Annotated in this window: 25 protein-coding genes; 16 read left to right on the forward strand and 9 right to left on the reverse strand. The window is 44.2% G+C overall.

Annotated features, from left to right (window positions below; genetic code table 11):
- Nucleotides 1–822: hypothetical protein (locus OD355_RS11435; RefSeq protein ID WP_263038617.1), on the reverse strand; the 822-nt coding region annotated here is incomplete at its 3' end.
- A 558-nt stretch (nt 823–1,380) separates the two neighbouring features.
- Nucleotides 1,381–3,291: an acetate--CoA ligase gene (gene acs / locus OD355_RS11440; RefSeq protein ID WP_263038618.1), complete on the reverse strand. Its 1,911-nt coding sequence runs from the start codon at nt 3,289–3,291 to the stop codon at nt 1,381–1,383.
- 178 nt (nt 3,292–3,469) lie between these two features.
- On the opposite strand from acs, the gene OD355_RS11445 reads away from it, so the two are divergent.
- The 7 genes from OD355_RS11445 to OD355_RS11475 all read left to right on the forward strand — a co-directional run bounded on the left by OD355_RS11445 (nt 3,470) and on the right by OD355_RS11475 (nt 11,195).
- Nucleotides 3,470–4,624, forward strand: a complete 1,155-nt coding sequence (locus OD355_RS11445) for a hypothetical protein (RefSeq protein WP_263038619.1) — start codon at nt 3,470–3,472, stop codon at nt 4,622–4,624.
- A 98-nt stretch (nt 4,625–4,722) separates the two neighbouring features.
- Complete coding sequence (locus OD355_RS11450; RefSeq protein WP_263038620.1) at nt 4,723–5,826, forward strand: acyl-CoA dehydrogenase family protein; 1,104 nt, start codon at nt 4,723–4,725, stop codon at nt 5,824–5,826.
- Between the two features lie 104 nt (nt 5,827–5,930).
- Complete coding sequence (locus OD355_RS11455; protein WP_263038621.1) at nt 5,931–7,472, forward strand: DUF6600 domain-containing protein; 1,542 nt, start codon at nt 5,931–5,933, stop codon at nt 7,470–7,472.
- Between the two features lie 239 nt (nt 7,473–7,711).
- Nucleotides 7,712–9,049 (forward strand): signal recognition particle protein, encoded by a 1,338-nt coding sequence (ffh, locus tag OD355_RS11460; RefSeq protein ID WP_263038622.1) that lies wholly within the window; start codon nt 7,712–7,714, stop codon nt 9,047–9,049.
- A gap of 36 nt (nt 9,050–9,085) precedes the next feature.
- Complete coding sequence (locus OD355_RS11465; RefSeq protein ID WP_263038623.1) at nt 9,086–9,538, forward strand: DUF4293 domain-containing protein; 453 nt, start codon at nt 9,086–9,088, stop codon at nt 9,536–9,538.
- Nucleotides 9,539–9,560: 22 nt separating this feature from the next.
- Nucleotides 9,561–10,355: a S1/P1 nuclease gene (locus OD355_RS11470; protein ID WP_263038624.1), complete on the forward strand. Its 795-nt coding sequence runs from the start codon at nt 9,561–9,563 to the stop codon at nt 10,353–10,355.
- A 27-nt stretch (nt 10,356–10,382) separates the two neighbouring features.
- A complete protein-coding gene (locus OD355_RS11475) occupies nt 10,383–11,195 on the forward strand; it encodes an SCO family protein (protein ID WP_263038625.1) in 813 nt (270 codons plus the stop codon).
- Here the strand turns inward: OD355_RS11475 and OD355_RS11480 are convergent.
- From OD355_RS11480 to dusB, 4 genes are all read right to left on the reverse strand, one after another.
- On the reverse strand, nt 11,192–11,608 hold the full coding sequence (locus tag OD355_RS11480; protein ID WP_263038626.1) for a hypothetical protein: 417 nt from the start codon (nt 11,606–11,608) through the stop codon (nt 11,192–11,194). The two genes, OD355_RS11475 and OD355_RS11480, sit on opposite strands and share 4 nt — an antisense overlap.
- An 84-nt stretch (nt 11,609–11,692) precedes the next feature.
- Nucleotides 11,693–12,340 (reverse strand): Spy/CpxP family protein refolding chaperone, encoded by a 648-nt coding sequence (locus OD355_RS11485; protein WP_263038627.1) that lies wholly within the window; start codon nt 12,338–12,340, stop codon nt 11,693–11,695.
- 152 nt (nt 12,341–12,492) lie between these two features.
- Nucleotides 12,493–12,825 (reverse strand): DMT family transporter, encoded by a 333-nt coding sequence (locus tag OD355_RS11490; protein ID WP_263038628.1) that lies wholly within the window; start codon nt 12,823–12,825, stop codon nt 12,493–12,495.
- Nucleotides 12,826–12,846: 21 nt separating this feature from the next.
- The gene (gene dusB, locus OD355_RS11495; RefSeq protein WP_382303468.1) at nt 12,847–13,836 is read right to left on the reverse strand and encodes a tRNA dihydrouridine synthase DusB; all 990 of its coding nucleotides are present in this window, start codon (nt 13,834–13,836) and stop codon (nt 12,847–12,849) included.
- 248 nt (nt 13,837–14,084) lie between these two features.
- Between dusB and OD355_RS11500 the strand changes: the two genes are divergently transcribed.
- From OD355_RS11500 to OD355_RS11510, 3 genes are read left to right on the forward strand one after another with little or no spacing between them, the layout of a single operon-like run.
- On the forward strand, nt 14,085–15,014 hold the full coding sequence (locus OD355_RS11500; protein ID WP_263038630.1) for a CPBP family intramembrane glutamic endopeptidase: 930 nt from the start codon (nt 14,085–14,087) through the stop codon (nt 15,012–15,014).
- Between the two features lie 58 nt (nt 15,015–15,072).
- The gene (locus OD355_RS11505; RefSeq protein ID WP_263038631.1) at nt 15,073–15,345 is read left to right on the forward strand and encodes a putative signal transducing protein; all 273 of its coding nucleotides are present in this window, start codon (nt 15,073–15,075) and stop codon (nt 15,343–15,345) included.
- Nucleotides 15,335–16,222 (forward strand): phosphatidate cytidylyltransferase, encoded by an 888-nt coding sequence (locus tag OD355_RS11510; protein ID WP_263038632.1) that lies wholly within the window; start codon nt 15,335–15,337, stop codon nt 16,220–16,222. The genes OD355_RS11505 and OD355_RS11510 overlap by 11 nt, the downstream gene beginning before the upstream one ends.
- 280 nt (nt 16,223–16,502) lie before the next feature.
- Here the strand turns inward: OD355_RS11510 and rsmI are convergent, their stop codons facing one another.
- Entirely contained in the window at nt 16,503–17,171 is a 669-nt protein-coding gene (gene rsmI, locus OD355_RS11515; RefSeq protein ID WP_263038633.1) for a 16S rRNA (cytidine(1402)-2'-O)-methyltransferase, read from the reverse strand.
- A gap of 129 nt (nt 17,172–17,300) precedes the next feature.
- Between rsmI and OD355_RS11520 the strand changes: the two genes are divergently transcribed.
- The gene (locus OD355_RS11520; protein WP_263038634.1) at nt 17,301–18,179 is read left to right on the forward strand and encodes a phosphatase PAP2 family protein; all 879 of its coding nucleotides are present in this window, start codon (nt 17,301–17,303) and stop codon (nt 18,177–18,179) included.
- Entirely contained in the window at nt 18,176–19,303 is a 1,128-nt protein-coding gene (locus OD355_RS11525; RefSeq protein WP_263038635.1) for a hypothetical protein, read from the forward strand. The genes OD355_RS11520 and OD355_RS11525 overlap by 4 nt, the downstream gene beginning before the upstream one ends.
- 125 nt (nt 19,304–19,428) lie before the next feature.
- Here the strand turns inward: OD355_RS11525 and OD355_RS11530 are convergent, their stop codons facing one another.
- Nucleotides 19,429–20,028: a NifU family protein gene (locus OD355_RS11530; protein WP_263038636.1), complete on the reverse strand. Its 600-nt coding sequence runs from the start codon at nt 20,026–20,028 to the stop codon at nt 19,429–19,431.
- Nucleotides 20,029–20,122: 94 nt separating this feature from the next.
- Between OD355_RS11530 and OD355_RS11535 the strand changes: the two genes are divergently transcribed.
- The 4 genes from OD355_RS11535 to OD355_RS11550 all read left to right on the forward strand — a co-directional run bounded on the left by OD355_RS11535 (nt 20,123) and on the right by OD355_RS11550 (nt 24,092).
- Nucleotides 20,123–21,334, forward strand: coding sequence for an S-adenosylmethionine:tRNA ribosyltransferase-isomerase (locus OD355_RS11535; protein ID WP_263038637.1), 1,212 nt, complete (start codon nt 20,123–20,125; stop codon nt 21,332–21,334).
- Between the two features lie 73 nt (nt 21,335–21,407).
- On the forward strand, nt 21,408–21,905 hold the full coding sequence (gene tpx, locus OD355_RS11540) for a thiol peroxidase (protein ID WP_263038638.1): 498 nt from the start codon (nt 21,408–21,410) through the stop codon (nt 21,903–21,905).
- Nucleotides 21,906–22,052: 147 nt separating this feature from the next.
- Nucleotides 22,053–23,318: a class A beta-lactamase-related serine hydrolase gene (locus OD355_RS11545; protein ID WP_263038639.1), complete on the forward strand. Its 1,266-nt coding sequence runs from the start codon at nt 22,053–22,055 to the stop codon at nt 23,316–23,318.
- A 51-nt stretch (nt 23,319–23,369) separates the two neighbouring features.
- Nucleotides 23,370–24,092 (forward strand): 3-keto-disaccharide hydrolase, encoded by a 723-nt coding sequence (locus OD355_RS11550; protein WP_263038640.1) that lies wholly within the window; start codon nt 23,370–23,372, stop codon nt 24,090–24,092.
- Nucleotides 24,093–24,196: 104 nt separating this feature from the next.
- Here OD355_RS11550 and uvrB read toward each other — a convergent pair whose 3' ends face one another.
- Nucleotides 24,197–26,248 carry an excinuclease ABC subunit UvrB gene (gene uvrB, locus OD355_RS11555; RefSeq protein ID WP_263038641.1) on the reverse strand — a complete coding sequence of 684 codons (2,052 nt, stop codon included), beginning with the start codon at nt 26,246–26,248 and terminating at the stop codon, nt 24,197–24,199.
- Nucleotides 26,249–26,368: the final 120 nt, after the last annotated feature.

A 26,368-nucleotide genomic window follows, 5' to 3' on the forward strand; every position in this document is an offset into this window, starting at 1 on the left:
GTCGCTGTCTACTACGATCCTGACAGCCACTCTTGCATTCTGGTTAAAATTATCTGTAAACGAGGGGTAGCCGATGATTTTCCTTCCGGAAAGTCCTTCCCGGATGCTAACCCCGGATCTGCCGGTGCCGCCATTGCCTGTATAGCTGTCGGAAGTAAGGTTGCCGCCGGCTCTGCCCTGGTCGCCTCTGCCGCCTGCTATTCCCTGGCTGGTTACACCATTATAGCTGTCTGCATTGTTGCCTCCTGTGCCCGCACCACCGCGGTAAACGGCTTTTGGCATAGCAGTTCTTGCAGTGCCTGTAGCAGCGGTTTTATCAGAAGCAACAGTTTTTTTATTAGTAACCACCGCTGTGGGTGCGGCAGCAGCCTTCTTTTTAGTTTCCGAAACGGTTAATTTCTCAACAGGGGCTGTAGTTTTTGCTACAGATTTTGGCTTTGCTGTTGTACGAATGGCAGCAGCCTTTTTATCATCGTTCTTAACCACCTCTTTATGTACGGCTACTTCATCAGACGCGGTATTGTTGGGTAGTGTGCCTGCTTCTGAAACATCTTCTTCTATCGCCGGTGCTGCGGCATCTTCTGTAGAGGCAGCCACATCAGGTGCTGGCTCACCCGGCACAAGGGGAGCAACATCACCAAAACCTTCATCGCCAAAGCCAAGGTTTACCTCGATGCCATTATCTGCTACAGGCTGGGGCGTACGCTGCATTTCCCAGTGTGTAAAAAAGAATACCAACCCTACCAGCGTACAGGTTGCTGCCGTGAGTAGTGAAGCTTTTACGTTTTTTGTTGTTTCTTCCCGGATGTGTAAATGAGCCATAAGCAACTGTTTTACTTACTTTCGAATGGATGTAGTATTCCAGATTGATCAAAGTAAAGAATTAAAGTTTAAAACCAAAGCGTATGTTACTAAGTTTTGTTATCATGAGAAAGATATGCAGATATGCCCGGATTATAAATCCGGAGATAGGGGTTCGGAATTACAAATTCCGAACAGCAAAGACAAATTCCAAACAACAAAGTATAGATCCTGGGAGAGTTCAGAATAGCAATGTTCAACAGTAAGCTTGGATGATAAAATCCTCGATAAGCGTTCGGAATTACAAATTCCGAACAGCAGAAAACAAATTCTGAACAACAAAGTATAGATCCTGGCAGGTGCGGAATAGCAATGTTCAACAGTAAGCCCGGATTATAAATCCGGAGATAGGGGTTCGGAATTACAAATTCCGAACAGCAGAAAGACAAATTCCGAACAGCAAATACAACTTCCGAACAGCAGAAGACAGCTATTTTAAACTTTGAGATCGGTAATCACCGGGCACGGCTGCAAACAACAGTGCCCGGAAGTTTTTCAGCTTATGTTAAACAACAATCCTTATTCTATTCTGCCGGCTTTTATTTCTTCTACCACTTCAGGGTTCAGAAGTGTAGAGGTATCGCCAAAGTTATTAAAGTCGCCTTCAGCAATTTTTCTCAGGATGCGGCGCATGATTTTTCCGCTGCGTGTTTTAGGCAGGCCGGATACAAACTGTATTTTATCAAGTTTGGCAATGGGCCCGATGGTGTCTGCGATCAGGAAGTTGATCTCTTTTGCCAGGTTTTCCTTTATCCTGGTTTCGCCTGTTTCCTTAAGAATTACAAATCCATACAATGCATTGCCTTTTACATCGTGCGGGTAGCCTACAATGGCGCTTTCTGCCACAGCGGGATGCAGGTTAATGCTGTCCTCGATCGGCGCTGTGCCCAGGTTATGGCCCGATACAATAATTACATCATCTACCCTTCCGGTGATCCTGTAATAACCTACTTCATCGCGCAAGGCGCCGTCGCCGGTAAAATATTTTCCGGGAAATGCTGAAAAATAAGTGTCTATGTACCGCTGGTGGTCGCCCCAGATAGTGCGTGCAATGCCTGGCCAGGGAAAGCGTATACAAAGGTTGCCATCAACCTGGTTGGCGGTGATCTCGTTGCGTTTATCGTCCATCAATACCGGTTGTATGCCGGGTAGCGGCAGCGTGGCGTAGGTGGGCTTTGTGGGCGTTACAAAAGGAACGGGTGATATCATGATGCCGCCTGTTTCCGTCTGCCACCACGTATCTACCACAGGGCATTTTTTCTTGCCCACATGATCGTTGTACCAGTGCCATGCCTCATCATTGATAGGTTCACCCACCGACCCGATTACGCGCAGGCTGCTGAGGTTTCTTTTTTCCACCCAATCGGCATTTTCTTTGGCGAGGCTGCGGATAGCGGTAGGAGCTGTGTAAAACAAAGACACCTGGTGTTTTTCTATCACCTGCCAGAACCTGTCCGGGTTGGGATAGTTGGGCGTGCCTTCAAATATCACCGTAGTTGCGCCGTTAGCCAGCGGGCCGTAGAGAATGTAAGAGTGCCCTGTGATCCACCCTATATCTGCTGTGCACCAGTAAATGTCATTTTCCTGGTAATTAAATACATTTTTAAAAGTATAGGCACAATAAACCATGTAGCCGGCGCAGGTATGCAGCATTCCTTTGGGCTTGCCTGTAGAGCCGGAGGTGTATAGAATAAATAGCGGATCTTCGGCGTCCATGATGGTGGGAATATTGTCAACAGGTGCATTATCCAGCAGCTCCTGCAGCCACATGTCTCTTCCTTCTTTCATGGTTACTTCGTTATTGGTACGCTTTACTACCAGCACTTTTTCTACTGTAGGGCATTTTTCCAGTGCATCATCAACGATGCTTTTCAGGTCAAGCACTTTGTTGCCCCTGTAGCCGCCGTCTGAAGTGATCACCAGCTTTGTCTCACTGTCATTGATGCGCGAGGCAAGCGCTGAGGAGGAAAAGCCCGCAAATACTACCGAGTGTACCGCGCCGATCCTGGCGCAGGCAAGCATGGTAACGGCCAGTTCGGGTATCATGGGCAGGTAAACAGATACACGGTCGCCTTTTTTAATTCCCTGGTCGCGGAGTACATTCGACATTTTGCCCACCCTTTCATAAAGCTCGTTGTAAGAAATGTGTTGTGCCGGTTCGTCGGGATTGTTGGGCTCCCAGATAATGGCGGTCTTCCTGCCTCGGGGCGCCAGGTGGCGGTCAATGCAGTTTTTGGTGATGTTGAGTTTTGCATTCAGGAACCATTCAATCTTAGCTTCATGCATATTGTAGTTAAGGACCTTTTCCCATCGCTGGTACCATACGAAGTTTTCATCAGCAACTTTGTCCCAGAACTTTTTGGGATTTTTGATAGATTTCTTATACTGCTTAAAGTAGTCAGGCAGCGACTCAATCACGTAATTCTTCATGTACAATTAGTTTTTATTTATCCTGATAGGAATAATAAAAATAAAACAAACATTGGTAATGCCCAAACTAAAAAATATTTTTCAGACACAAAGTATAGCCATGGCATGAGTTGTTTATCTTTATTATACGCTAAATGGGATTTAATAATTAATTTACTGGATAGTTCCAGCATAAATTATGAAAAGTATATTATTTACACTTTGCTTATTGCCATTAATTGTTCTTTCACAGAAGATGGACAAGGAATTTGTTTTATTTCTCAATCAGCAGAAAACGTCTGCTAAAGATTACGTCATTAATCAATTTAAAAAATATGATATTGTAATTTTGTGTGAACGAAACCACAAAGAATTTACACAATACGAATTAGTGAAGGAGATTTTAGAAGACCCTTATTTTATAAAAAACGTAGGGCATATATTCACTGAATTGGGATGTGTAAATATGGATGCACGTCTCAATAAATTTTTACAAAGTAAAAACACCACTTCCATAGATTCTGATAATAGATTACTTGCAGTTTACAGAGACATTTTTGATCAGCCATATTGGGAGCCGCATAGCTATCCATGGCTGATAAATACAGTATTTAATATGAATCAAAGGCTACAACCTGCTTTAAAACTTCAGATGCATCCTATAGACCAATCATTTGATTGGGCACAAATAAAGTCAGCCGCAGATTATAGAAGATATTATACGAATAGATCCCACAGAGATAGTTTAATGGGTATAAACGTTGCAGAGAAATTCGACAAATTAAAACTAAAAAAAGCATTGGTTATAATGAACTATAAGCATGCTTTCTTAAAGAGCCATACCTTCTTAAATGAAAAATTACATAATACAGGTGAATATTTGTACAATCGCTATAAAAACAGGGTAGCCGGGATTTATCTGATGGGTTTGGCTATACCACAGATAAACAATTATACAATCGTTCAAAATGGAAAGTGGGATTTTTACTTAGAATCGTTAAATAAAAAAAGTGTTGGTTTTGACTTGAGTAATACACCTTTCGGAAAAGCTGCCTTTGATGTAATTCCTCCTGACAACAATGGAAAATATGAATATAAGTATGAGGAAATGTTTACAGGGCTACTTTATTATAAGCCTTTGAAAGAACATTGCTTAAAAACTGGCTGGAAGGGCTTTGCCTCCAACGATTTCTTACCTGAATTACGCAGACGTATTGAGATTTTTTCTGAAGCGATGGATATGAATTTGTCTTCAGAGCAAAAAGAGCGATTGATGTACGAGCATAACAAAATTGTTTGTTCGAAATATCCCAACTTAAATTCTTTTATGGAAATGATTAATCAATGGAAGTAGTAGCATTTTACAAAACTTATCTTAAAACCAATGCGCACTACTTTTTTTTCTGTAATCTTGTAGAATATTCTAAATCAACTATTACGGCAGCTTAATTCATGTATCTCAAAAATCATCCGTCGGGTCTTTTAAAACAGGAGTGGGTCAGAAACCTGCGTTTATATGCACATGTAGCCGAAGAGAAAAAAGAACTGCGTTATAACCAGCTGAAGCTTTTTCATACAGAAAACTGGTTCAAGGCATTGGTGCCAAAACGCTATGGCGGCGGGGAATGGCCGCTCACGGAACTGGCAGCGTTTGAAGAGGCCGTGGGATGGGCTGATGGCAGTGCAGGCTGGGTGTTTACACTTTGCAGCGGTGCCGGCTGGTTCGCAGGGTTTATGGATGAAGCATTTACACGCCAGTTGATTGAAAACGAAAAATTCTGCATGGCAGGCAGCGGCGAGGTTGGTGGTACGGCTGAGCTGTGCGATGACGGCTCCTACCTGGTGTCCGGCTTGTGGAAATATGCTACCGGTGCACCATATGCAACCTATTTTACTGCCAACTGCCTGATATTGAAAGACGGCATCCCGGTAACCAGCGCATCTGGCGAGCGGTTGATAAAGCCTTTCTGTTTTTTAAAAGAGGAAGTAGAAGTGGTAAATTCGTGGAATACACTGGGATTGCTGGCTTCGGCGAGCCATTCTTTTGAAGTACATGAAAAAAATATCCCTGCCGTAAGAACTTTTGAGATAAACGCAGTAAACACTCCCGACGGCGCTTTGTACAATTACCCTTTTCTGCAATTCGCAGAAATAACACTGGCTGCCACGATCAGCGGCATCTGCATTCACTTTATGGAAGAGTGCCTGGAACTGTGGGAAGAAAAAAAAGATAGGAGCGGACAGAAACTATCGCAAAACTTTATGCTGAAAAATATTTTCAAGAAGCAGATGACCAATCTTGAAAATGCCCGTGAAAACTTCAGGATCACCACACGGATGAGCTGGGATGTATGCAAGGCAGGCAAACCTCTTTCTCAAAACCAGCTTTCACAAGCCTCGTACAACGCCCAGTATCTTGTAGCTACCTGCCGCAAGGTTGTCAACGAACTTTACCCGTACACGGGGCTTACCGGTGCAAATGCCAACTCTTCCCTAAACCAGATCTGGCGCGACTTTCAGACGGCCAGCCAGCATGCCTTGTTTACAAAACTTTAGAAGAAAGGAGATAGCTTATCTTAAAGAAACATTAAACCTTTTGTCATCATACTGTCTTATATACAAGAATGGAAATTCGATTTTAAATCTTTAAAATATATAAGATGAAAAGACTTTTATACATCCTGGCAGTTACCGTATCATTCGGTTTGCTGGTTTCGGGTTGCACTACGCAAAGGATCTATGGCCAGGATGATTACGGATACGGTTACCCTAACAGGAACCGCGACAATGGTTATTACGATGACGGCTACGAAAATTACGGTTATGGAAACGACCGCTATCGCAATGACCGCTACGGTAATGAGCGTTATGGCAATGACCGCTACGGCAGGGTTACTTACGATGATTTCTATAGGGAGTTAAGCCCGCACGGTACCTGGAGAAGACATTCCACTTATGGCAATGTATGGACTCCGCGGATCTCCAACTTCAGGCCTTACGCTACCAACGGCTATTGGGTTAATACCAACTACGGGTGGAACTGGGTTTCCAATTATGATTGGGGATGGGCGCCGTTTCACTATGGCCGCTGGGACTACGACCGCTACATGGGCGGATGGTTCTGGGTGCCCGATTATACCTGGGGCCCTGCATGGGTAAGCTGGGGCAATGGCCCTGATTATTACGGATGGGCGCCGATGAGTCCGGGCGTGAGCGTAGGCGTAAGCATTAACATTGGAAGGATACCTGTGCATTTCTGGAGCTTCCTGCCTCACAGGTACATGGGCTACCGCAATATGTACGATTACTATCTTCCCTACTCACGCAATAATTACTATGTACAAAATACAACCATTATAAATAATTATTATGGCAATGGCGTCAGAGACCGTTACTACACCGGGCCAAATGTCAATGAAGTGCGCAGGTACAGCGGCAGAGACATCAGAACATACAATATTGTAAATACCAACGACCGCTCTTACAACGGCAGAACCACCAACGACAGGCTGGCTGTATACAGGGGTACAAGTGACCGCACTTATACACCAGACAGGGGTTCAGGAGAAAGCGTAAACCGCCAGGGTAGTACACCTTCAAGAAGTTACACTCCTTCCAGGAGCGGCGATGACTATAACAGGAGCAGTTCTGCACCCGGCAGAACCTATACGCCTTCGAGAAGTTCATCAGAGTATGAAAGAAGCAATTCAGCTACAGCGCCCGGCAGGAGCTATACTCCCTCCAGGAGCAGCAGTGATGACAGCTATAATAGGAGCAACGCTGCACCGAGCAGGAGCTATACCCCATCCAGAAGCAGTGCACCCAGTATGGAAAGATCAGGTGCAGCGCCAAGCAGAAGTTATACTCCCTCCAGGAGCAGCAGCGATGACAGCTACAATAGGAGCAACGCTGCACCGAGCAGAAGCTATACCCCAGCCAGAAGCTCATCAGAGTATGAAAGAAGTAATTCCAGCACTTCGCCTTCAAGGAGCTATACTCCATCAAGGAGCAGTGCACCCAGTATGGAAAGGTCAACCACAGCCCCTGCCAGGAGTTCCATGCCTGCGCCTTCTGTAGAAAGAAGTGTAGAGGCTTCGGCCACGGGCAGAAGTTATACGCCTTCCAGAAGTTACACACCTTCCAACAGCAGCGAATCCGGCGGATCAGCAGCACCAGGCAGGAGTTATACACCAAGCAGGTAATAAAAAATAAATTTAATGATTATAACAGAGCCGGTCTTTTACAGGGCCGGCTCTCTTCATGATGGCAGGTTGCAGCGGTTAAATGAAACTGATGCTATTAAAGAGCGCTTCTAAAAAAGCATACAGATTTGCAGCATTTCTACACCAGCTGGCCTTGCCAATACTGTGTCAAATACTTGCGCTATAACATTTACCTAAGCAATATTTTGTGTAATTTCGCAATTCAAAATATGTAAGGAATGTTTAATAACCTGAGTGATAAATTAGAAAGTGCGTTTAAGAACCTCAAAGGCGAGGCGCGGATAACCGACCTCAACATTGCTACCACTGTAAAAGAAATCCGCCGCGCATTACTGGATGCCGACGTAAACTATAAGATTGCCAAAGAATTTACCGACAAGGTAAAAGATAAGGCGCTGGGAGAGAAAGTGATCAACTCAATCAATCCCGGTCAGCTGATGGTAAAGATCGTGAAAGATGAGCTTGCCGAACTGATGGGCGGTACAGAGGCTACTTTCAGCCTTGCCGGCAATCCTACGGTGATACTGATTGCAGGTTTGCAGGGTAGCGGTAAAACCACTTTCAGCGGAAAACTGGCCTTATACCTTAAATCAAAGAAAAATAAATCTCCTTTACTGGTAGCAGCCGACGTTTATCGTCCCGCTGCCATTGACCAGTTACATGTGCTGGGCTCGCAGATAGGCGTGGATGTGTATTCCGACAGGGAAAGCAAGGACCCGGTGGCTATTGCCGAAGCCGCCATAAAAGAAGCCAGAGCCAAAAATAAAAACGTGGTGATCATAGATACCGCCGGCCGTCTCGCTGTGGATGAGGTGATGATGACCGAGGTAAAAAATATTAAGGAAACCGTAAACCCGCAGGAGATACTGTTCGTAGTGGATTCCATGACCGGACAGGATGCCGTAAACACCGCTAAGGCCTTCAACGACAGGCTCGACTTCACCGGAGTGGTGCTTACCAAGCTCGATGGCGATACAAGGGGCGGTGCTGCACTCACGATCAAGTATACCGTAGACAAGCCCATTAAATTTGCCAGCTCGGGAGAAAAAATGGATACGCTTGATGTATTCTATCCCGAACGTATGGCACAGCGTATCCTCGGCATGGGCGATATTACCTCGCTGGTAGAGAAAGCGCAGGAGCAGTTCAACGAAGAGGAAGCAAAAAAGCTGGAAAAGAAGATCAGGCAAAATAAATTCGACTTCCAGGACTTCTACGACCAGTTGCAGCAGATCAAGAAAATGGGTAACCTTAAAGACCTGATGGCAATGATACCGGGTGTAGGCAAAGCCATGAAAGATATTGATATCAGCGACGATGCGTTCAAAGGTGTGGAAGCCATGATCAGCTCTATGACGCCGCAGGAAAGAGCAGACCCCGACCTGATCAATCAATCGCGCAAGCTGCGCATTGCCAAAGGATCGGGCAAAGACCTGAATGAAGTAAATGCCTTTATGAAACAATTTGAGCAAATGCGACAGATGATGAAGCAGATGAATAAAATGCCCATGGGCATGGGCCGCGGCATGATGGGCGGTAAAATGCCTAAAATGTAAAAGCCGTTCTCCAAATAAATTTACAACTACTAAACTATGATACAAAGAATACAAACGCTGTGGATGCTTATTGTAGCCTTGCTTGCCGGCCTTACATTCCAGTTCCCCTTTTTTACGGGCATCAGCAACGAAGCCAACCAGGGCATTACCGATGTGGCCACCACCGCTGCACTTATTACCTCCGGGAAACTCTACGCTTTGAGCAATATGGCACTTTTGCTGGTTACAGCAGCCATTATGGTGCTGGCGCTGGTAACTGTTTTTTTGTATAAAGACAGGAAGAAACAGTTACTGTTGTGTTACATCAACTTAGTATTGTCTTTCGGCTTGATTGGCCTGTATTTTTATTACAGGAATACAGAATTCGTTAGTGGCACCATTGCAATCTATTCTATCATTACCTTTTTAATTCCTGTATTTGTGGTGCTGGCTATACGCGGCATCAACAAAGACATCAGCCTGCTGAAGAGCGTAGACAGGCTAAGATAAATTTAAAACCCATCTTGCTGATATGAAATTCGTCAAAGCTGTTTTGTTATTTGTTTGTCTGAATGTAAGCGCTGAGTCTGTATTTGCCTGGGGCACTACCGGCCACCGGGTGATAGCAGAAGTAGCAGAAAGAAATCTGTCTAAAAAAGCCAGGAAGCATTTGCACCGGCTTATAGGCAAGGAGAAACTTGCCTATTGGGCCAACTGGGCAGACTTTTTAAAATCTGACACTACGGGAAAATGGGATCATACTACCGGAAGCTGGCACTACATCAATATCCCGCAAAACCTGCCGAGGCCGCAGTTTGAGCAGGCGGTGGCCGCATTCCCGCAGCAATCTGTTTATACACAAATACCTTATCTAAAGAGTAAAGTTGCCACCAAATCACTGCCTGCGCAGGAAAGAAAAGATGCGCTGGCATTCCTGGTGCACATGGTTGCAGACATGCACCAACCCATGCACGTAGGCAGGCCCGAAGACCTTGGCGGCAACAAAGTACAGGTAAACTGGTTTGGCAAGCCTACCAACCTGCACACACTATGGGACAGCGAGCTGATCGATTTTCAAAAATGGAGCTACACGGAGTATGCCACTATACTGGATACCAAATCTGCCACAGAGAAAAAAAATATCCAGCAAGGCCTGCTGATCGACTGGCTGTATGAAAGCTACACGCTAACCAATGAAGTTTATGCACGCACCCCTTTCGGCGCTAACCTTAGCTATGATTACAACTATATTTTTGTTGATAAAATGAATGCCCAATTGTACCGCGGCGGGCTAAGGCTTGCTAAAATATTGAACGAAGTTTTATAATTTAGCTAATCCACACAAAAAAATATTATGTCAAAAAAAGCCGTATTTGCTATTGTTCTTGCGCTGTTTATTCCGCTGCTGGGATATTTTGCCATAAAAATTTTCGGCGAAAATGCGGTAAGTATGCCGCGCCACTACATTCCCGATTCAGTGAATACGTATGTGAAAGACGGTAAAACTGTGAATGATACTATGTGGCATACCGTCAGGAATATTACATTGACCAACCAGTTAGGCAAGGCTTCGAGCCTGCACGATTTACAGGGAAAAGTGAAAGTGATAGATGTATTTTTCACCAGCTGCGGCAGTATTTGCCCTAAGCTTACAAAGAACATGTCATCGCTGCAGAGATCGTTTTTAAAGGGTGGCAACACGCGCCAGAAAATTGACACCTCGCTAGTGCAGTTCATCTCACTGACCATTGACCCGAAACGCGATTCGGTAGCAAAGATAAAAGCTTACGCAGATGGCTTCGGTGTGGTGCATGATAACTGGTGGATGCTTACCGGCAATAAAGACAGCATTTATAATTTTATTTTTGAAGAATTAAAAATTGATAAGTACGATCCCGAAGCTGAGATCAGTCCTGATTTTCCCCATACCGGGCGCTTTGTACTGCTTGATAAACACAATTATATCCGCGGGTATTACAACGGGCTTGATACGCTGAACGACATTCCACAACTGGCGCGGGACATTGGTTTGCTGATGTTGGAAAAAGACCGGAAGAACCCACGGCCCCTGCCGTTCGACCCTGTTGTTATGGGCGTGGCATTCCTGGTAGCCATTGTAGTGATCATCGTGATCGCACGGAAATTATTTGCTAAAAGGAATAATTAGCGCTGCTGCTTTTGCCTGGCCTCGCTTCTGTGTATAAAAGCCCTGAACCTGTCCAGGTCATAGATAGACAGGAAGGAGCCGAGAATGGCGTCCCTGTCGGAATCGAGCATGCCGTAGTGAATGGCTTTTTCATCTTCCGGAATTTCTTTATTCAGCATCACGTTTCTTTTCTTCAGCATAAAGTCTTTTTCAATCCTGGCCACAGAGTCTGCAACGGCAGATGCAAAACCAAGCGAATCCTGGAATACTTTTTTATAGCTCGCATGAATTTGTGCCAGTTGCAGTTCTGTGAGTTCGATTTTGTCTTTTTTCTTCTTTTTCTGGGCAGAGGCAGAAGTAGCAAATGCAGATACAACTAAAAATAAAAGCAGGTATTTAAAATTCATGGGTTGTATTTTTCTAACTATTTTCAAAGATAAAGATTTTTGTGTGTATGTATGTGTAAAAACACAGCAGACCGCGTATGCGATCTGCTGTGGGGAGATTTGAAAAAACTTTTAGCTTACCAGGTTTGGCCTGTTCTTATTGCTTCTCCTGTCCGGGTTGTTTCTTTTTTCTTTGTTGCCGTTTTGCATATTTTGTTTCTGCTCGGGTGTGAGTATGTTGTCCATAGCCTTTCTTTTCTGGTTCTGCAATTCACGCAACTGCTGCTGCTTGGCATCTTTACTCAGGAAAGTATTGTCTTTAATTTCCTTAGCTTTGTCATTGTACAGTTCGTTGAGGTCGCGTACCTGGGCCTGCTGTGCAGGAGTGAGTTGCTGCCAGTTGTTGGGAGCTTTCTGTCCGCGGGCGCTGTATTCCTGCATTCTCTCGTCAAGCCGGGCACGCTGGCCGGGCGTAAGAATGGCTCTGTGCTGTTCCATCATATTTTTCTGGAGGTCTTCCAAAGCCTGCATCTTTTGCTGCTCTGTAAGTGATTTGTCTGCCCTGATCTTATTTCTTTGTTCAATGTGGGTTGCCCTTAGTGCATTCAGTTGTTTCTGCTGGGTTTTAGTAAGGTCCAGGTCTTTGAACATTTTGTTTCTCCGCATTTCCCTGGTTTCCTGCCCGTCTCGCATGGGCGGCATTTGTTTCTGGCGTTGTTGTGCAGTTGCGGCTCCTGCCAGGAGCACGGTTGCCAGCGCTGCAAATAATATTTTTTTCATATTTATCAGTTTAAAAATTTATGGATATGCTTTATAGATACAAATCTAAAACACAGGTTTAGAGTATGTGTAAACTTTTCGGTAAAGCAGTAGTTTTTACAGGCGAAAAACCAATTTTAAACACGGGTTCCGGCCAGTCAGATAAACTTTATTTACGAAACAGCTTTCAAACCGATGACAGAGCCGATAAGCGTAAGGATAAAAAAAGCTTTCCAGAATGTAAAAGGCTCCTGGAAATAAAAGATAGCCAGCAATGCGGTGCCAACGGCACCAATGCCCGTCCATACAGGATATACAACGCCCAGCGGCAGCATCTGCGTACATTTATACATCAGGTACATGCTGATGGCCAGCGTAATAAGAAAAAGCAATAACCAGAAGTAAGAAATACTTCCCGTAGCAGTACGGTACTCTTCCGCCTTTCCGAGGCAAAAAGCAAAGGCAGTTTCAAAAATTCCGGCTACGATCAGTATCAACCAAGGCATAATTTGAAATTTTTAAAGTAATTATTTCGCTGTTTCACAATTGGGTGCGCCTTCAGCAAATGACCAGAGATTTTTTTCAGCAATAAAGCCGTCGTAACGTATCAATACCTGCTTCAGTATGTCGTCTATTTCTTCATAAGTATTTAGCTGCACTAACTTGCTGCGAAATTCCTTAATGTTTGGAAATCCTTTTAAATAGTTGGTGTAATGCCTGCGCATCTCCAGGATGCCATATACAGGTCCTTTCCATTCCAATGATCTTTTCAGGTGATGGCGTATCACTTCCACGCGCTGTTGAATGGTGGGCAGGGGCAGGTGCTCTCCTGTTTGCAGAAAATGTTTTATTTCGTTGAATATCCAGGGGTAGCCGATGGCGGCGCGCCCGATCATGATGCCGTCTACGCCGTAGCGGTTTTTATATTCCAGCGCTTTTTCCGGTGAGTTGATGTCTCCGTTGCCGAATATCGGGATTTTTATTCTGGGGTTTTCTTTGATCCGGCCGATGAGTGTCCAGTCGGCTTCGCCTTTATACATCTGGGCGCGTGTTCTTCCATGTATAGCCAGCGCTTTGATGCCTACGTCCTGCAGGCGTTCTGCAACTTCTTCAATGTTGATGCTGCTTTCGTCCCATCCGAGCCTGGTTTTTACAGTCACGGGAAGTTTGGTGTTTCTAACTACGGCTTCTGTAAGCCTTACCATCAGCGGTATATCTCTCAATACGCCTGCACCGGCTCCTTTGGTAACCACTTTTTTTACCGGGCAACCGAAATTGATGTCTACAAGGTCAGGGTTAACGGTTGCTGCAATGGCAGCGCTCATGCCCATAGCTTCTTCATCGCCGCCAAAGATCTGTATGCCCACCGGTCGCTCCTCTTCAAAAATATCCAGCTTGCGGCGGCTTTTTATTGCATCGCGGATAAGGCCTTCGCTGCTGATAAATTCCGTGTACATCATATCCGCGCCATTGGCTTTACATACCGAGCGGAATGGCGGATCGCTAACATCCTCCATCGGTGCGAGCAACAGGGGAAATTCCGGCAGAATTATCTGTTCAATTTGCAAAAGCGGTTAATTTACGGTCAATATGCAAACGTGTGTGTTAAACATTTTGTTTGCGGTATATTTATTTAAAATCTTAATATATTTGGCGCGAAATTACATCATTTTTACCTATTTACTTAAATGACGGGAGAGAGATTTCGTAAAAAAGCTAACTGTATACGTCCTCAAAAACCGGAAAACAACATACAACATTGAGCATGAAAAATAGTGAAGTATCAGCGGCACAGCCTGTTTACTGGATCAGCAATGCCGGCCAATTCGGTCTATTGCTGGCGCTTTCCGGATGCGGCATTTTAGCAGGCGCCTTCGTAGTGGCAGGTATATTTTTGACAGATTCAAACGGGTCTTTATCAAGTGTTGTGGCAGATGTATCCAGCGTACAGCCATCCCTGTTGCGGTTAGCACAGGTCTCAGGCACATTTCTGCAGTTTGCATTGCCCGCCTGGGTATTTGCTGTAATACTGAAACAAAATCCATGGTCATTCTATTATTTAAATAAAAGATCTTCAATAAAATTGTGGCTGCTGGTAGTGGCTATTGCTCTTTCTGGTGTGGCATTTAATGACCTGTTGGCGTCGCTGAATGAGCAAGTGCCGGTGAGCCAGGAAATATATGCAAGCTTTATGCAGAAAGAGAAGCATTACATAGAGCAGATCATGCACATGATAGACCTGACTTCTCCCGTAGGGTTATTGCTTTCCGTAACGCTTATCGCCGTTTTCCCGGCGGTGTTCGAAGAGCTTTTGTTCCGCGGTGCCCTGCAACCCATTCTTGTACGCTGGACAAAAAGTGTATTCTGGGGCATTTTTATTACTTCCTTGTTTTTTGCACTGATGCATTTCTCTTTCCTGGGATTGCTTCCCCGCCTGTTCTTAGGCATGGCATTGGGCTATGTTTTTTATTTCAGTAAAAATCTCTGGCTCAGCATTGTTTTCCATTTCATAAATAATGCTGTTGCTATTTTTAGTTTTTACAGTTTGTACCGCAGCGGCGAGCTGAATTTTGAAACCGCCACGCAGCACATGCCTTTGATGTACCAGGTTGCGGGCAGCACACTTTTTGTGGTGCTGGTTTATCTTTTTTATAAAGAATGCAGGAAGATGCAGCCCGGCCTGCGTTTCTTTTAAGGCAACGCCTTATTTTAATTATTAATTATTGTACCTTCATAATATAAAACTTAATGCTATGAACTGGGAATTGATTTACAGCAGTGATAGTCCTGTTACGGCAGACATTATCAGGGACATGCTTGAGGTGAACGGCGTAAACGCGGTGATCATGAACAAGCAGGACAGCGCTTATACGGTTTTGGGTCATTTTGAAGTGATGGTACCTGAAGAGCAGGCTGCACAGGCCAAACAACTTTTAATAGACCACGGCGACCACGTAGATGAAAACCGTGTGGAAGACAGGCAGGGCTTGGAAGATGAAGAAAGCGATACAGACAATGGCAATTAATCCTGGGGCTTTAAAAACGCGGGCCTTATCATCGGCTGTTTTTGTTGCGTTGATGCTTGCAGCAGTACTGTGGAGCCAATGGAGCTTTTACCTGCTGTTCCTGGTGATCCATTGCGGCTGCTGGATAGAATTGCAAAGACTTTTTGGAAGAACTACGCCCGAATACATGTACGTAAAGACTGAACTAAGGTCGATGCCGGTGATCTTTGGGTTTGGCTTTATGCTCTATTGTATACAGCCGGAGTCTAATTTCTACAATCAGAACTATTTCCTGAAAGGGTTTGCATTTGGTTTGATGATCACTGCTTTTGTGGTATGGTTGTTTCGTTTTCTTCAATTAAAAAGTTACAAAAAAATCGTATCCAGGTATACTTTGCTGGGTTTCCTGTACCTTTCGCTGACGTTTGGTTTGTTGTTTCACCTGCGCTCTTCATTTCCTGCGGACAACCGCTATTTTGAAATAGATTTCGGCTTACGGATCGTGCTTGCACTGATGTTTTCCATCTGGATAAACGATACCATGCAGTACATTGTAGGCTCACTCATCGGCAAAACACCTTTCTCAAAAATATCGCCCAAGAAAACCTGGGAAGGCACGGTGGGAGGTATTTTGATGTGTGTGGTTGTTATCAGCGTTACAGGCTATTTTACCGGCTTTCTTCCGTTGACACTGTTGATGCCTATCGCGGCAATAGCAGGCATTTTCGGCACGATGGGAGACCTGCTGGAAAGCAGACTCAAGCGTAATGCCGGCGTAAAAGACAGCGGCAATATACTTCCCGGGCACGGAGGGTTTCTGGACAGGTTCGACTCTTTTATCTTTTCAATACCGTTTGTATGGATGGCTGTTTTCCTGTGGCTGAAGCTGCATCATTGATCTGGCAGGAAGCTGTAAAAAGATAATGCATTCACTGGTCTCACCTGGTGTGATCTTCAATAATAATTACATGTATATATTAAGCATGAAATCCTGGGTAAATTTCATACACAGCCTTGTCTCATCAAAGAAACAGATGAGGAAAAATTTCAAAAGAAGGGAGAAATATTTACATAACACATCAAAGTAGAAAGGTAGCGCTCACAGTTATGCGTATACGAACAGAATAATCACAGCAAGTAAGCTATATACGGAGTTAGTTCACCGGTGTTTCTGTTCATCAGTCTTTTTTTCCTTCAACTACAATCACTATTTCCCCTTTGACTGTTCTGGAAGCAAAATATTCCGCAACGCTTTGCAGTGTGCCGCGCTTGTTTTCTTCAAACATTTTGCTGAGTTCCCTGCTGACTGAGCACAATCTTTCAGCGCCAAAATAAGTTGCCAGGTCTGCCAGTGTTTTTTGCAGGCGTACAGGGCTTTCATAAAATATCATGGTGCGCTGTTCCTCTGCCAGTTTTTTCAGCATGGTCTGCCGGCCTTTTTTGAGCGGCAGGAAGCCTTCGAAGCAAAAGCGTGTTGCCGGTAAGCCGCTGTTTACCAGCGCCGGCACAAAAGCAGTGGCGCCCGGCAGGCATTCTACTTGCACGTTGTTTTTTATACATTCCCTCACCAGTAAGAAGCCGGGATCTGATATGGCCGGCGTGCCTGCATCTGTGATCAATGCCATGTTCCTGCCGGAGGCAATTTCATCGGTGATAGGCTGCAACACTTTATGTTCATTGTGCTGGTGAAAAGGCAATAGCGGCTTGGATATGCCGTAATGAGATAGCAGTCTCCCGGAAGTACGGGTGTCTTCACAAAGGATAACATCGCATGCTTTCAGCACTTCAAGTGCGCGCAGGGTAATGTCTTTTAAATTGCCGATGGGCGTAGGAACAAGGTATAACAATGTATGAAGTATATGTCTGTTGCAAAGCTAATTAAAAAAATCAGCTCACGCTATCTTCCTGAATCCGTAAGACCATTAGTTCGTAAGCAATGAGTGGCAAATGGATTACTTTTGCACTAAACAACTATTTTGAACATCCCCGGCAAATTTCACGGCATTTCAAAGATCTGGTTCGCTGTATTGATTTATTTCCTCATCATCAGCGTACTGCAGCTTATTTTTGATCCTGCCGGCATACTGATACCTGAGTTATTGATCAACAGGACAATCTATCTGGCCTTGTTTTTTGTATTGATATTTTTTAAAAAACACTTTTCAGCCAAAATATTTCACCTGCTCAATGTGGCAGGCATATATGCATTGCTTACCTTTCTGTATAAAGAGACAGCAACCTTAAACACACTTATCTTCCCTAAAATTGATGCGCAGCTATCGCTTGCAGATGAGGCGCTGTTTGGCTTTCAGCCGGCGCTTTATTTTTCGCGCTGGTGCAGCGGTTGTTTCTGGAGCGAACTGTTCTTCTTTGGTTATTTCTCATATTACCTGATGCCATTGATCATTTTATTTTTACTGTATAAATATTATCCACATAAAATAGAAGCGTTCGGTTTTGTGGTTATCAGTTCGTTCCTGGTTTATTACGTTTTGTTTATTTTATTCCCGGCAGCAGGGCCGCAGTTTTATTTTACCTACCCGGATAATGCTATAGATGCATGCGGTGTTTTCGGCCATGCAATTCAACTGATACAGAAACATGGCGAAGGCCCTACAGGTGCATTCCCGAGCTCACATGTAGCCGTAAGTTGCATCATGCTTCTCTGGTTGTATGCACATTGCAGGAAATGGATAAAATATTTTTTACCGGTTGTGATAATTTTAATATTTTCAACCGTGTATATCAAAGCGCACTATGTTGTTGATGTAGTTGCGGGCATTGTCACCGCGCCGTTGATCTATTGGGCGACTTTACGGTTTTATAAAAGTTTATTAAACAGGATGAGCGCATGAGCATAACAATTAAGGAAGTTATTACAACGGCTGAATTGGATACTTTTATTTACCTGCCTGAAAAGATCCACCATGGACACGCCAACTGGTTGTACCCGCTATATATCGATGAAGAGAAATTTTTCTCCAAAGAACGCAACCCGGCATTTAAACACAACGCAACCATATTATTGCTGGCATATATAGACGGTATTCCGGTAGGGCGTATCATGGGCATTGTGCCGCATTCGTTTAATAAGCAGAACCAGGTGCAGACAGCAAGGTTCAGCTATTTTGAATGTTATGAAAGCAAGGCTGTTTTTGATGTATTGCTGCACGCTGTAGAAGCATGGGCAAAGCAAAACGGCTGTACTAACCTGGTAGGGCCTATGGGCTTCTCTGATAAGGAGCCTCAAGGCTTTGTAACCAAAGGATTTGATGCCCCCACGATGATGGTGACCAATTGCAGCTATGAGTTTATGAAGCATTTCATACTTGAAAATAATTACGACCCTTACGTGGAGCTCTGCGAGTATGACGTGCCATTAACGCCGGAAGTGGCAGACAGATATAAGAAGTTTACACAGCGTGTGGAGCAGAACCATAAGATAGTGGTGCATGAATTTACCTCAACAAGGCAGGTGAAAAAATTTGTACGGCCGGTGTTTAATTTGATCAATGAGACTTATAAAAATATTTACGGATTTACGGCAGTTACAGAAGCTGAAATGGATGAATTTGGCAAGCGTTTTTTGCCACTGCTTAATCCCGCGCTTATAAAAATAATTACCGATGAAAGCGGCGGGGTCATTGCATTTGTTATAGGTATGGCCGACCTGAGCGAAGGCATACAAAAAGCCAGGGGCCGGCTGCTGCCTTTTGGCTGGTATCACATTTACAGAGCCTCTAAACGGTCTGACAGGCTGGTGCTGTTGTTGGGCGCTGTTGATAAAAGAATGCAGGATAAAGGCCTGAATGCCGTGCTGGCCAGCAGGCTTTTGACTTCTGCACTGGCATCAGGATTTAAGGTGATGGACAGCCACCTGATTATGCGTACCAATACAAAAATGCGCGGCGAAATAGAAAGGCTGGAAGGCCATAAGATGTATAAAGAGTATACCATCTATACCAAAGACCTGGTATGATTTCTTTGTTGCCACAATAGAGTTATTATTTCCCAATAAAAGCTATATGCCTGTGCAAATTCTCATTTCATAGCAATAAAAAAGAACGCGCCGCAGGCGCGTTCCCACAACAAATTCAAACACTTTTATTCGGCATCTGCCACCACTTCTTTCACTTCAGGGATCATGCGCTTCATCATGCCTTCAATACCTGCTTTCAGCGTGATCATGGAAGAAGGACAGCCGCTGCAGCTCCCCTGCAATGCAAGGTTCACCACGCCTTCATTATAACTCTTGAACTGGATAGCGCCACCGTCCATTTCTACCGCAGGACGTACATAGTTGTCAAGCATTTCCTTGATTCTCTTCACCACGTCATCATCGTCTGCTGAAACCTCGTTGGAAGAGACTACTTTCACTTTTGCTGCTTCCTCTTCATTTACTATCGGGCTGCCGTTTTCAATATACTCTTTCAAAAATTGTTTTACGGTAGGTATTACATCCTGCCAGTCAATATTGCTGTCGCTTTTGGTAAGCGTGATAAAGTTAGAGGCAATAAAAACACTTTTTATAAAAGGAAAACTGAACAACTCTTTGGCCAAAGGCGAGGGGCCTGATGCCGTCTCATCAGGAATATCAATGCTCTTGCCGGGATACAAAAGTTTGTTGGCAACAAATTTCATGGTCTCGGGGTTAGGCGTCATTTCCGTATAAATGCTGATAACCGGATTTCCTGTCTTAATCATAAGCTTGTAATTTCTTAAAGGCAAAGATAGCCAACTACAGAGAATTAATTGTTGAAAGCTTTTTAAATTTGTAACTTATATGTAATATTTGAGCATGAATATAGCAGCAAAAAACATCAACATACAGGATTATACTTACGATCTCCCTGACGAGAAAATAGCGCGGTATCCTTTAGCAGAAAGAGACAAAAGCAAACTGCTGGTTTATCAGAACGGACAAATTTCAGAAACGCAATATGCGTATATTGCGGATCAACTCCCCGAAAACACGCTGCTGGTTTTCAACAATACTAAAGTGGTAGCTGCACGTTTGCTTTTCCAGAAAATAACCGGCACCACTGTAGAAATATTCTGCCTGGAACCCGCTGAAAGTTATGCAGACATTACTTCGGCCATGATGCAGAGAAATGCTGTAACCTGGAAATGCCTGGTTGGCGGCGCTAAAAAATGGAAGGAAGGAATCCTGCAAAAAGAGTTGCTGCACGAGGGAGAAAGAATTGTTTTTTCTGCTGATAAAAAAGAGAAACACAATGATTATTTCCTGGTAGAATTCCGATGGAGCGGCGGCCATTCCTTTGCGGAGATATTGAGTATTTACGGAAATATTCCTTTGCCTCCCTATCTCAATCGTATGGTTGAAGAGGAAGACAAACAACGCTATCAAACCGTTTATGCGGCTTACGAGGGTTCTGTAGCAGCGCCGACCGCCGGTTTGCATTTTACGCATGAGCTTTTAGAGCAGCTGAACAATAAAGGTATAGCACAGGCCTACGTAACATTGCACGTTGGCGCAGGCACTTTCCGCCCGGTAAAATCTGCAACTATGGAAAACCATGATATGCATGCAGAGTTTTTTGAAGTGAGTAAAGAACTTATACGCCGGTTGGCAAATGAGGAAAAAAAGATCGTTGCTGTCGGCACCACATCGTTACGTACAATTGAAAGCCTGTACTGGATGGGGGTGAAGCTGTTGCAGGGCAAGGGCTTTACAGACCTTGCGCAATGGGAGTGCTATGAATTGCCGCAGGATATTCCTGTTACAGAGGCGCTACAGGCATTGCTGGCTTATGCACACGAAACAGGTGCAGATAAGCTTATTGCTAAAACACGTATTATCATTGCGCCATCTTACAAACTGCGTGTAGCGCAGGGCGTGGTCACCAATTTCCACCAGCCCAACTCTACTTTGCTCTTGCTGGTGGCTGCTGTAGTTGGAGACGACTGGCGGAAAATTTACGATCATGCATTACGAAACAATTACCGTTTCCTGAGTTACGGAGATGGAAGCCTGCTGTGGCAACAGTAGTATTTTATCATTATCTAAACATATTTATGAGTAGATTTGAGTATTCAATCAAAACAACTTAAAACTGATTATTATGGCACAGGTATCATTCAAAGGCAACAATGTACATACAGCGGGCGACCTGCCGCAGGTGGGCGAGCACGTAAAAGATTTCACGCTTGTAGATGTGGATCTTAATGAAAAAAAGTTAAGTGATTATAGCGGCAAATATGTAGTGATGAATATTTTCCCCAGTGTAAATACGGGCGTTTGCGCTACATCAGTAAGAAAATTCAATGAGCAGGCATCTTCACTTAACAATACCAAGGTGCTTTGCATTTCAAAAGATCTTCCGTTTGCACAAAAGAATTTTTGTGCTGCTGAAGGATTAAACAATGTAGAGATGCTTTCGGATTTCCGTACAGACTTTGGCAACACTTACGGCGTACAATTGACTGACGGCCCGCTTCAGGGCCTGCTAAGCCGCGCTGTAATTGTGGTGGATCCGGAAGGAAAGGTTGTCTATACAGAACAGGTGCCTGAGATTACCACAGAGCCTGATTATGACGCAGCTCTGGAGTCGCTGAAATAGCTCTGTGCAATACAGATCTTTTGTGCCTGCCCGGTAATGCAGCTGCGGGTGTTCTGCCGGCGCTTGTTCCCGGGCATTATTAAAAATTTACAATGTAGTACGGAATGTATGAACAGGTTAGCTTTGGCAGTTTTTATTATCTTATGTATGGTAAAGAGTAGCTCTACAACTTTTGCACAGGCTAAGCATACTAAATGGTTTGAGGAATTGCTGGGAAAAGTTGATAATAAAAATTTTCAACAGGTACTTTCGCATCCGGACAGTTTCCGCGTACAGATTATTTATACACAAATCGACCGCGATAAAAACAACAACCCGCATTTTACCGATCATTATTTTAATGTAAACGACCAGGTTTATTTTAACCCGGCATCAACCGTAAAGTTCCCGTTAGCGGTGCTTTCGCTGGAAAAAATCAACCGCCTTAAAGTGCACGGTGTAAACAAAGACACCAGAATTGAATTCGACAGCGCATACAGCAAACAAACCCACATGCACAAAGATGCGACTGCCGAAAACGGCAGCCCGTCTGTTGCTCACTTCATTAAAAAAGCTTTGCTGGTAAGTGATAACGATGCATACAACCGCATGTATGAGTTTCTGGGGCAGCAGGAAATTAACCGTTCGCTGCACGAAAGAGGATATCACAACGTGCGTATCATGCACCGTTTTGTGCCCATGACCATAGAGGAGAACAGGTATACAAATCCTGTGAAGTTCCCGGATAAAAACGGCAAGCTACTGTACGAACAACCTATGCAGTATAACCCGGACAGCTTTGATCACAGCCGTAATGAGAAGCTGGGCAATGCATACATGGATGCCCATGATCAATTGGTAAACGGGCCTTTCGATTTCTCCAAGAAAAACAGGATAGCGTTGGAGGAATTGCACCATATCCTTCGCACGGTTATGTTCCCGGAAAGTGTACCAGAGCGCCAACGCTTCAATCTTACTGAGGAAGATTATACTTTTTTGTACCGTTATTTATCACAGTACCCGCGCGAAACAAATTATCCCAAGTACGATGGTGATAAGTTTTACGATTCGTTTGTAAAATTCTTTTTTCGCGACAGCACGCATAAAACGCTGCCGCCAGGTGTGAGAGTGTTCAATAAAACAGGCTGGGCCTACGGGTTTCTTACAGACAATTCTTATGTGGTAGACCAGGAGCAAAACATTGAATATCTTTTATCTGCAACCATTTATGTGAACAGTGACGGTATCATCAACGATGGTAAGTATGACTATGAAAATGTTGGTCACCCGTTTTTGTACGAATTGGGCAAATTGATCTACGAATACGAATTGAAGAGACATCGCAAATTTATTCCCGATCTCAACAGGTTTAAAATTTCTTATGAAAGCCGTATAGAAGATGATCGGCCAACAATTAAAGAAGTAGACAATTAATCGTTTAGCTGTAAAAATCATTAACTTTGGTTCTGTCAAAATCACATGATTATGTATAAAAATATTTTGTTCCTGGTGGTTTTCCTGGTAATGCTTAGTTCCTGTAATACTATGAATAAAATTACCCGCAAGGAAAAGCGCGAAGGCTGGGTGGCATTGTTCAACGGTAAAGACTTTAGCGGATGGCGTCAGGTAAACGGTAGCAAAATGCCCGCCAACTGGACAATTGAAGACCATGCTATGAAAGTATTTACAGCAGAAGGTAAAAAGCCGGGTTGGGGCAATGGCGGCGATATTATTTTTGCAGACAAACAGTTCCGGAATTACGAACTTTCCATTGACTGGAAAACATCTAAAGCCGGCAACTCCGGTATATTTTATAATGTGCGTGAGGAGCCCGGACAGCCCATTTATTATGCCGCCCTGGAAGCACAGGTGCTTGATAACCGTGATGCGAGCGACAACGTTATTGCCAGCCATTTAGCAGGTTCTTTATATGATATGCTTGCTGCTGATCCCGCAACTGTAAAGCCGGCAGGCGAATGGAATAATCTGGTGATAAAAGTGGAAAACGGTAATGTAACCCATACCCAGAATGGCGTACCTGTAGTATCTTACCAATTATGGACGCCGGAATGGGATATAATGGTGAAAAAAAGCAAGTTTAAAAATTTCCCGGGCTTTAAAAAAGGAATTTCCAAAGAAGGTTATATCGGTTTGCAGGATCATGGCTATCCTGTCTGGTTCAGGAACATTAAGATACGTGAGTTATAGGAAAGATTAAACATCTGTCATAAAAATTCATAACTCATAATCCCATCACTGGTAACTTCATAACTTGATAACTTGATAACTTCATAACACAAAAACCCTCAACATCACTTCATTTCTTTCAGCAATCCTTCCAGCACAAACATTTCATCTCTGAGTTTGGCTGCTTCCATGAAGTCCATGTCTTTGGCGGCTTTGCTCATTTGTTTTTTTACGCGTGCAATCTCCTTTTCAAGTTGTGCGGGCGTTTTGTTGGCAGTGTATGCAGCGCCGTCTTCCGCAGCACGAGATGTGGAAATGATATCCTGGTCGTAAGAGATAGCATTGGTTTTCCTTTCGTCAAAACCTTTAATATCCAGCACGGAAGTTTGAGCAAACACCTGCTCTTTACTTTTTGCCACTGTCTTCGGTGTAATGCCGTGGAGGGTGTTGTATGCAATTTGTTTTTCACGGCGCCTGTTGGTTTCATCAATAGTGCGTTGCATGCTTTCAGTCATGGTGTCTGCGTAAAAGATCACTTTACCTTCTGCGTTACGCGCAGCGCGGCCTGCAGTTTGCGTTAAAGACTTTTCATTACGCAAAAAACCTTCTTTATCCGCATCGAGAATGGCTACCAGCGAAACCTCGGGCAAATCAAGCCCTTCACGCAAAAGGTTTACACCTACCAGCACGTCAATTTCGCCCAAGCGCAACTGGCGCAATATTTCCACGCGCTCAAGCGTATGCACTTCGCTGTGGATGTATTTTGAGTTGATGTTGATCCGTTGCAGGTATTTATCCATTTCTTCGGCCATGCGTTTGGTAAGCGTGGTCACCAGTACGCGTCCGCCTTTTTTTACCTGTTGGTCTATTTCTTCCAGCAGGTCATCTATCTGGTTGTAGCTGGGCCTGATCTCAATCGGCGGATCTAAGAGCCCTGTGGGGCGTACTACCTGCTCTACCACAACGCCTTCGGTTTTTGCCAGTTCATACTCGCCGGGTGTGGCTGATACAAACACGGTCTGGCCGATCATGCTTTCAAACTCCTGGAAGTTAAGCGGGCGGTTATCCATAGCGCTGGGCAGCCGGAAACCATATTCTACCAGCGTGAGCTTGCGGCTGCGGTCGCCGCCATACATGCCTCCTACCTGTGGTATGGTCTGATGGCTTTCATCAATCATACAGAGGAAATCTTTCGGGAAATAATCCAGCAGGCAGAATGGCCTGGAGCCCGGCTGGCGCTGGTCAAAAAAGCGTGAATAGTTTTCAATGCCGGTGCAATAGCCCAGCTCGCGCATCATTTCCATGTCGTATTCGGTACGCTCCTTTATGCGTTGCGCCTCCATGAGTTTGTTGATGCCGGTGAAATATTTTATCTGTGCCTGCATCTCATCCTGTATTTCGTACATGATCTGCTGGAACTGGTCTTTCGGCGCCAGGTATAAGTTTGCAGGGAAAATCGCAGCATGGTCAAGCTTTTCAATGCGCTTGCCGGTGATTACGTCAATGCTTTCTATAGATTCAATTTCATCGTCAAAGAAAGTAATGCGGTAGCCGTAATCCACGTACGGTAAATTGATGTCGACCGTATCGCCTTTTACCCTGAATGTGCCTCGTGAAAATTCTACCTGCGTTCTGCTGTATAGTGAGTTTACCAGGTTGTGTAGAAATCCCTGCCTGGCTATTTTTTGATTTTTTGCAATACGAATGATGCCCTTCTGAAATTCGGTAGGGTTTCCCATACCGTAAATGCAGCTTACACTTGCCACTACGACGATGTCTCTTCTTCCAGAAAGCAGTTGTGCCGTTGCCTGCAGGCGGAGTTTGTCTAATTCTTCGTTAATGCTCAGGTCTTTTTCAATGTAAGTATTTGTTACAGGCATGAAGGCTTCCGGCTGGTAGTAGTCGTAGTAGCTTACAAAATATCCTACGGCATTCTCAGGGAAGAACTGTTTAAATTCTCCGTACAATTGCGCTACCAGTGTTTTGTTGTGCGTGAGTACCAGCGTGGGTCTTTGTACATTCTGTATCACGTTGGCCATGGTAAATGTTTTACCCGAGCCGGTAACGCCAAGCAGTGTCTGGAACTGTTCGCCGTTTCGTATGCCTTCGGTAAGCTGCTGTATGGCGGAAGGCTGGTCGCCGGATGGCTCGTAATCTGAATATAGCTTGAATTGCATATTGCAAAATTACTTCATTAATGAATAAGTAATCGTTAACGGTGATGAAGATGTTGAAATTGTTTTTGTGCTCCATCTTTAAATTTTGAATATTCCTTTAATATATTGCATGTTATTTGT

Source organism: Haoranjiania flava, from assembly GCF_025631005.1.
Classification (GTDB): Bacteria; Bacteroidota; Bacteroidia; order Chitinophagales; family Chitinophagaceae; genus Haoranjiania; species Haoranjiania flava.

Bases quoted from the DNA above. Each gene is read 5' to 3' on its own strand.
- OD355_RS11525 (WP_263038635.1), top strand. From the start codon at position 18,176: ATGAGCATAACAATTAAGGAAGTTATTACAACGGCTGAATTGGATACT.
- uvrB (WP_263038641.1), bottom strand. From the start codon at position 26,248: ATGCAATTCAAGCTATATTCAGATTACGAGCCATCCGGCGACCAGCCT.
- OD355_RS11455 (WP_263038621.1), top strand. From the start codon at position 5,931: ATGAAAAGACTTTTATACATCCTGGCAGTTACCGTATCATTCGGTTTG.
- dusB (WP_382303468.1), bottom strand. From the start codon at position 13,836: ATGGAGGATGTTAGCGATCCGCCATTCCGCTCGGTATGTAAAGCCAAT.
- OD355_RS11535 (WP_263038637.1), top strand. From the start codon at position 20,123: ATGAATATAGCAGCAAAAAACATCAACATACAGGATTATACTTACGAT.
- OD355_RS11485 (WP_263038627.1), bottom strand. From the start codon at position 12,340: ATGAAAAAAATATTATTTGCAGCGCTGGCAACCGTGCTCCTGGCAGGA.
- acs (WP_263038618.1), bottom strand. From the start codon at position 3,291: ATGAAGAATTACGTGATTGAGTCGCTGCCTGACTACTTTAAGCAGTAT.
- OD355_RS11475 (WP_263038625.1), top strand. From the start codon at position 10,383: ATGTCAAAAAAAGCCGTATTTGCTATTGTTCTTGCGCTGTTTATTCCG.
- OD355_RS11450 (WP_263038620.1), top strand. From the start codon at position 4,723: ATGTATCTCAAAAATCATCCGTCGGGTCTTTTAAAACAGGAGTGGGTC.
- OD355_RS11465 (WP_263038623.1), top strand. From the start codon at position 9,086: ATGATACAAAGAATACAAACGCTGTGGATGCTTATTGTAGCCTTGCTT.
- OD355_RS11470 (WP_263038624.1), top strand. From the start codon at position 9,561: ATGAAATTCGTCAAAGCTGTTTTGTTATTTGTTTGTCTGAATGTAAGC.
- OD355_RS11545 (WP_263038639.1), top strand. From the start codon at position 22,053: ATGGTAAAGAGTAGCTCTACAACTTTTGCACAGGCTAAGCATACTAAA.
- OD355_RS11445 (WP_263038619.1), top strand. From the start codon at position 3,470: ATGAAAAGTATATTATTTACACTTTGCTTATTGCCATTAATTGTTCTT.
- OD355_RS11530 (WP_263038636.1), bottom strand. From the start codon at position 20,028: ATGATTAAGACAGGAAATCCGGTTATCAGCATTTATACGGAAATGACG.
- OD355_RS11510 (WP_263038632.1), top strand. From the start codon at position 15,335: ATGGCAATTAATCCTGGGGCTTTAAAAACGCGGGCCTTATCATCGGCT.
- OD355_RS11550 (WP_263038640.1), top strand. From the start codon at position 23,370: ATGTATAAAAATATTTTGTTCCTGGTGGTTTTCCTGGTAATGCTTAGT.
- tpx (WP_263038638.1), top strand. From the start codon at position 21,408: ATGGCACAGGTATCATTCAAAGGCAACAATGTACATACAGCGGGCGAC.
- OD355_RS11490 (WP_263038628.1), bottom strand. From the start codon at position 12,825: ATGCCTTGGTTGATACTGATCGTAGCCGGAATTTTTGAAACTGCCTTT.
- OD355_RS11505 (WP_263038631.1), top strand. From the start codon at position 15,073: ATGAACTGGGAATTGATTTACAGCAGTGATAGTCCTGTTACGGCAGAC.
- ffh (WP_263038622.1), top strand. From the start codon at position 7,712: ATGTTTAATAACCTGAGTGATAAATTAGAAAGTGCGTTTAAGAACCTC.
- OD355_RS11500 (WP_263038630.1), top strand. From the start codon at position 14,085: ATGAAAAATAGTGAAGTATCAGCGGCACAGCCTGTTTACTGGATCAGC.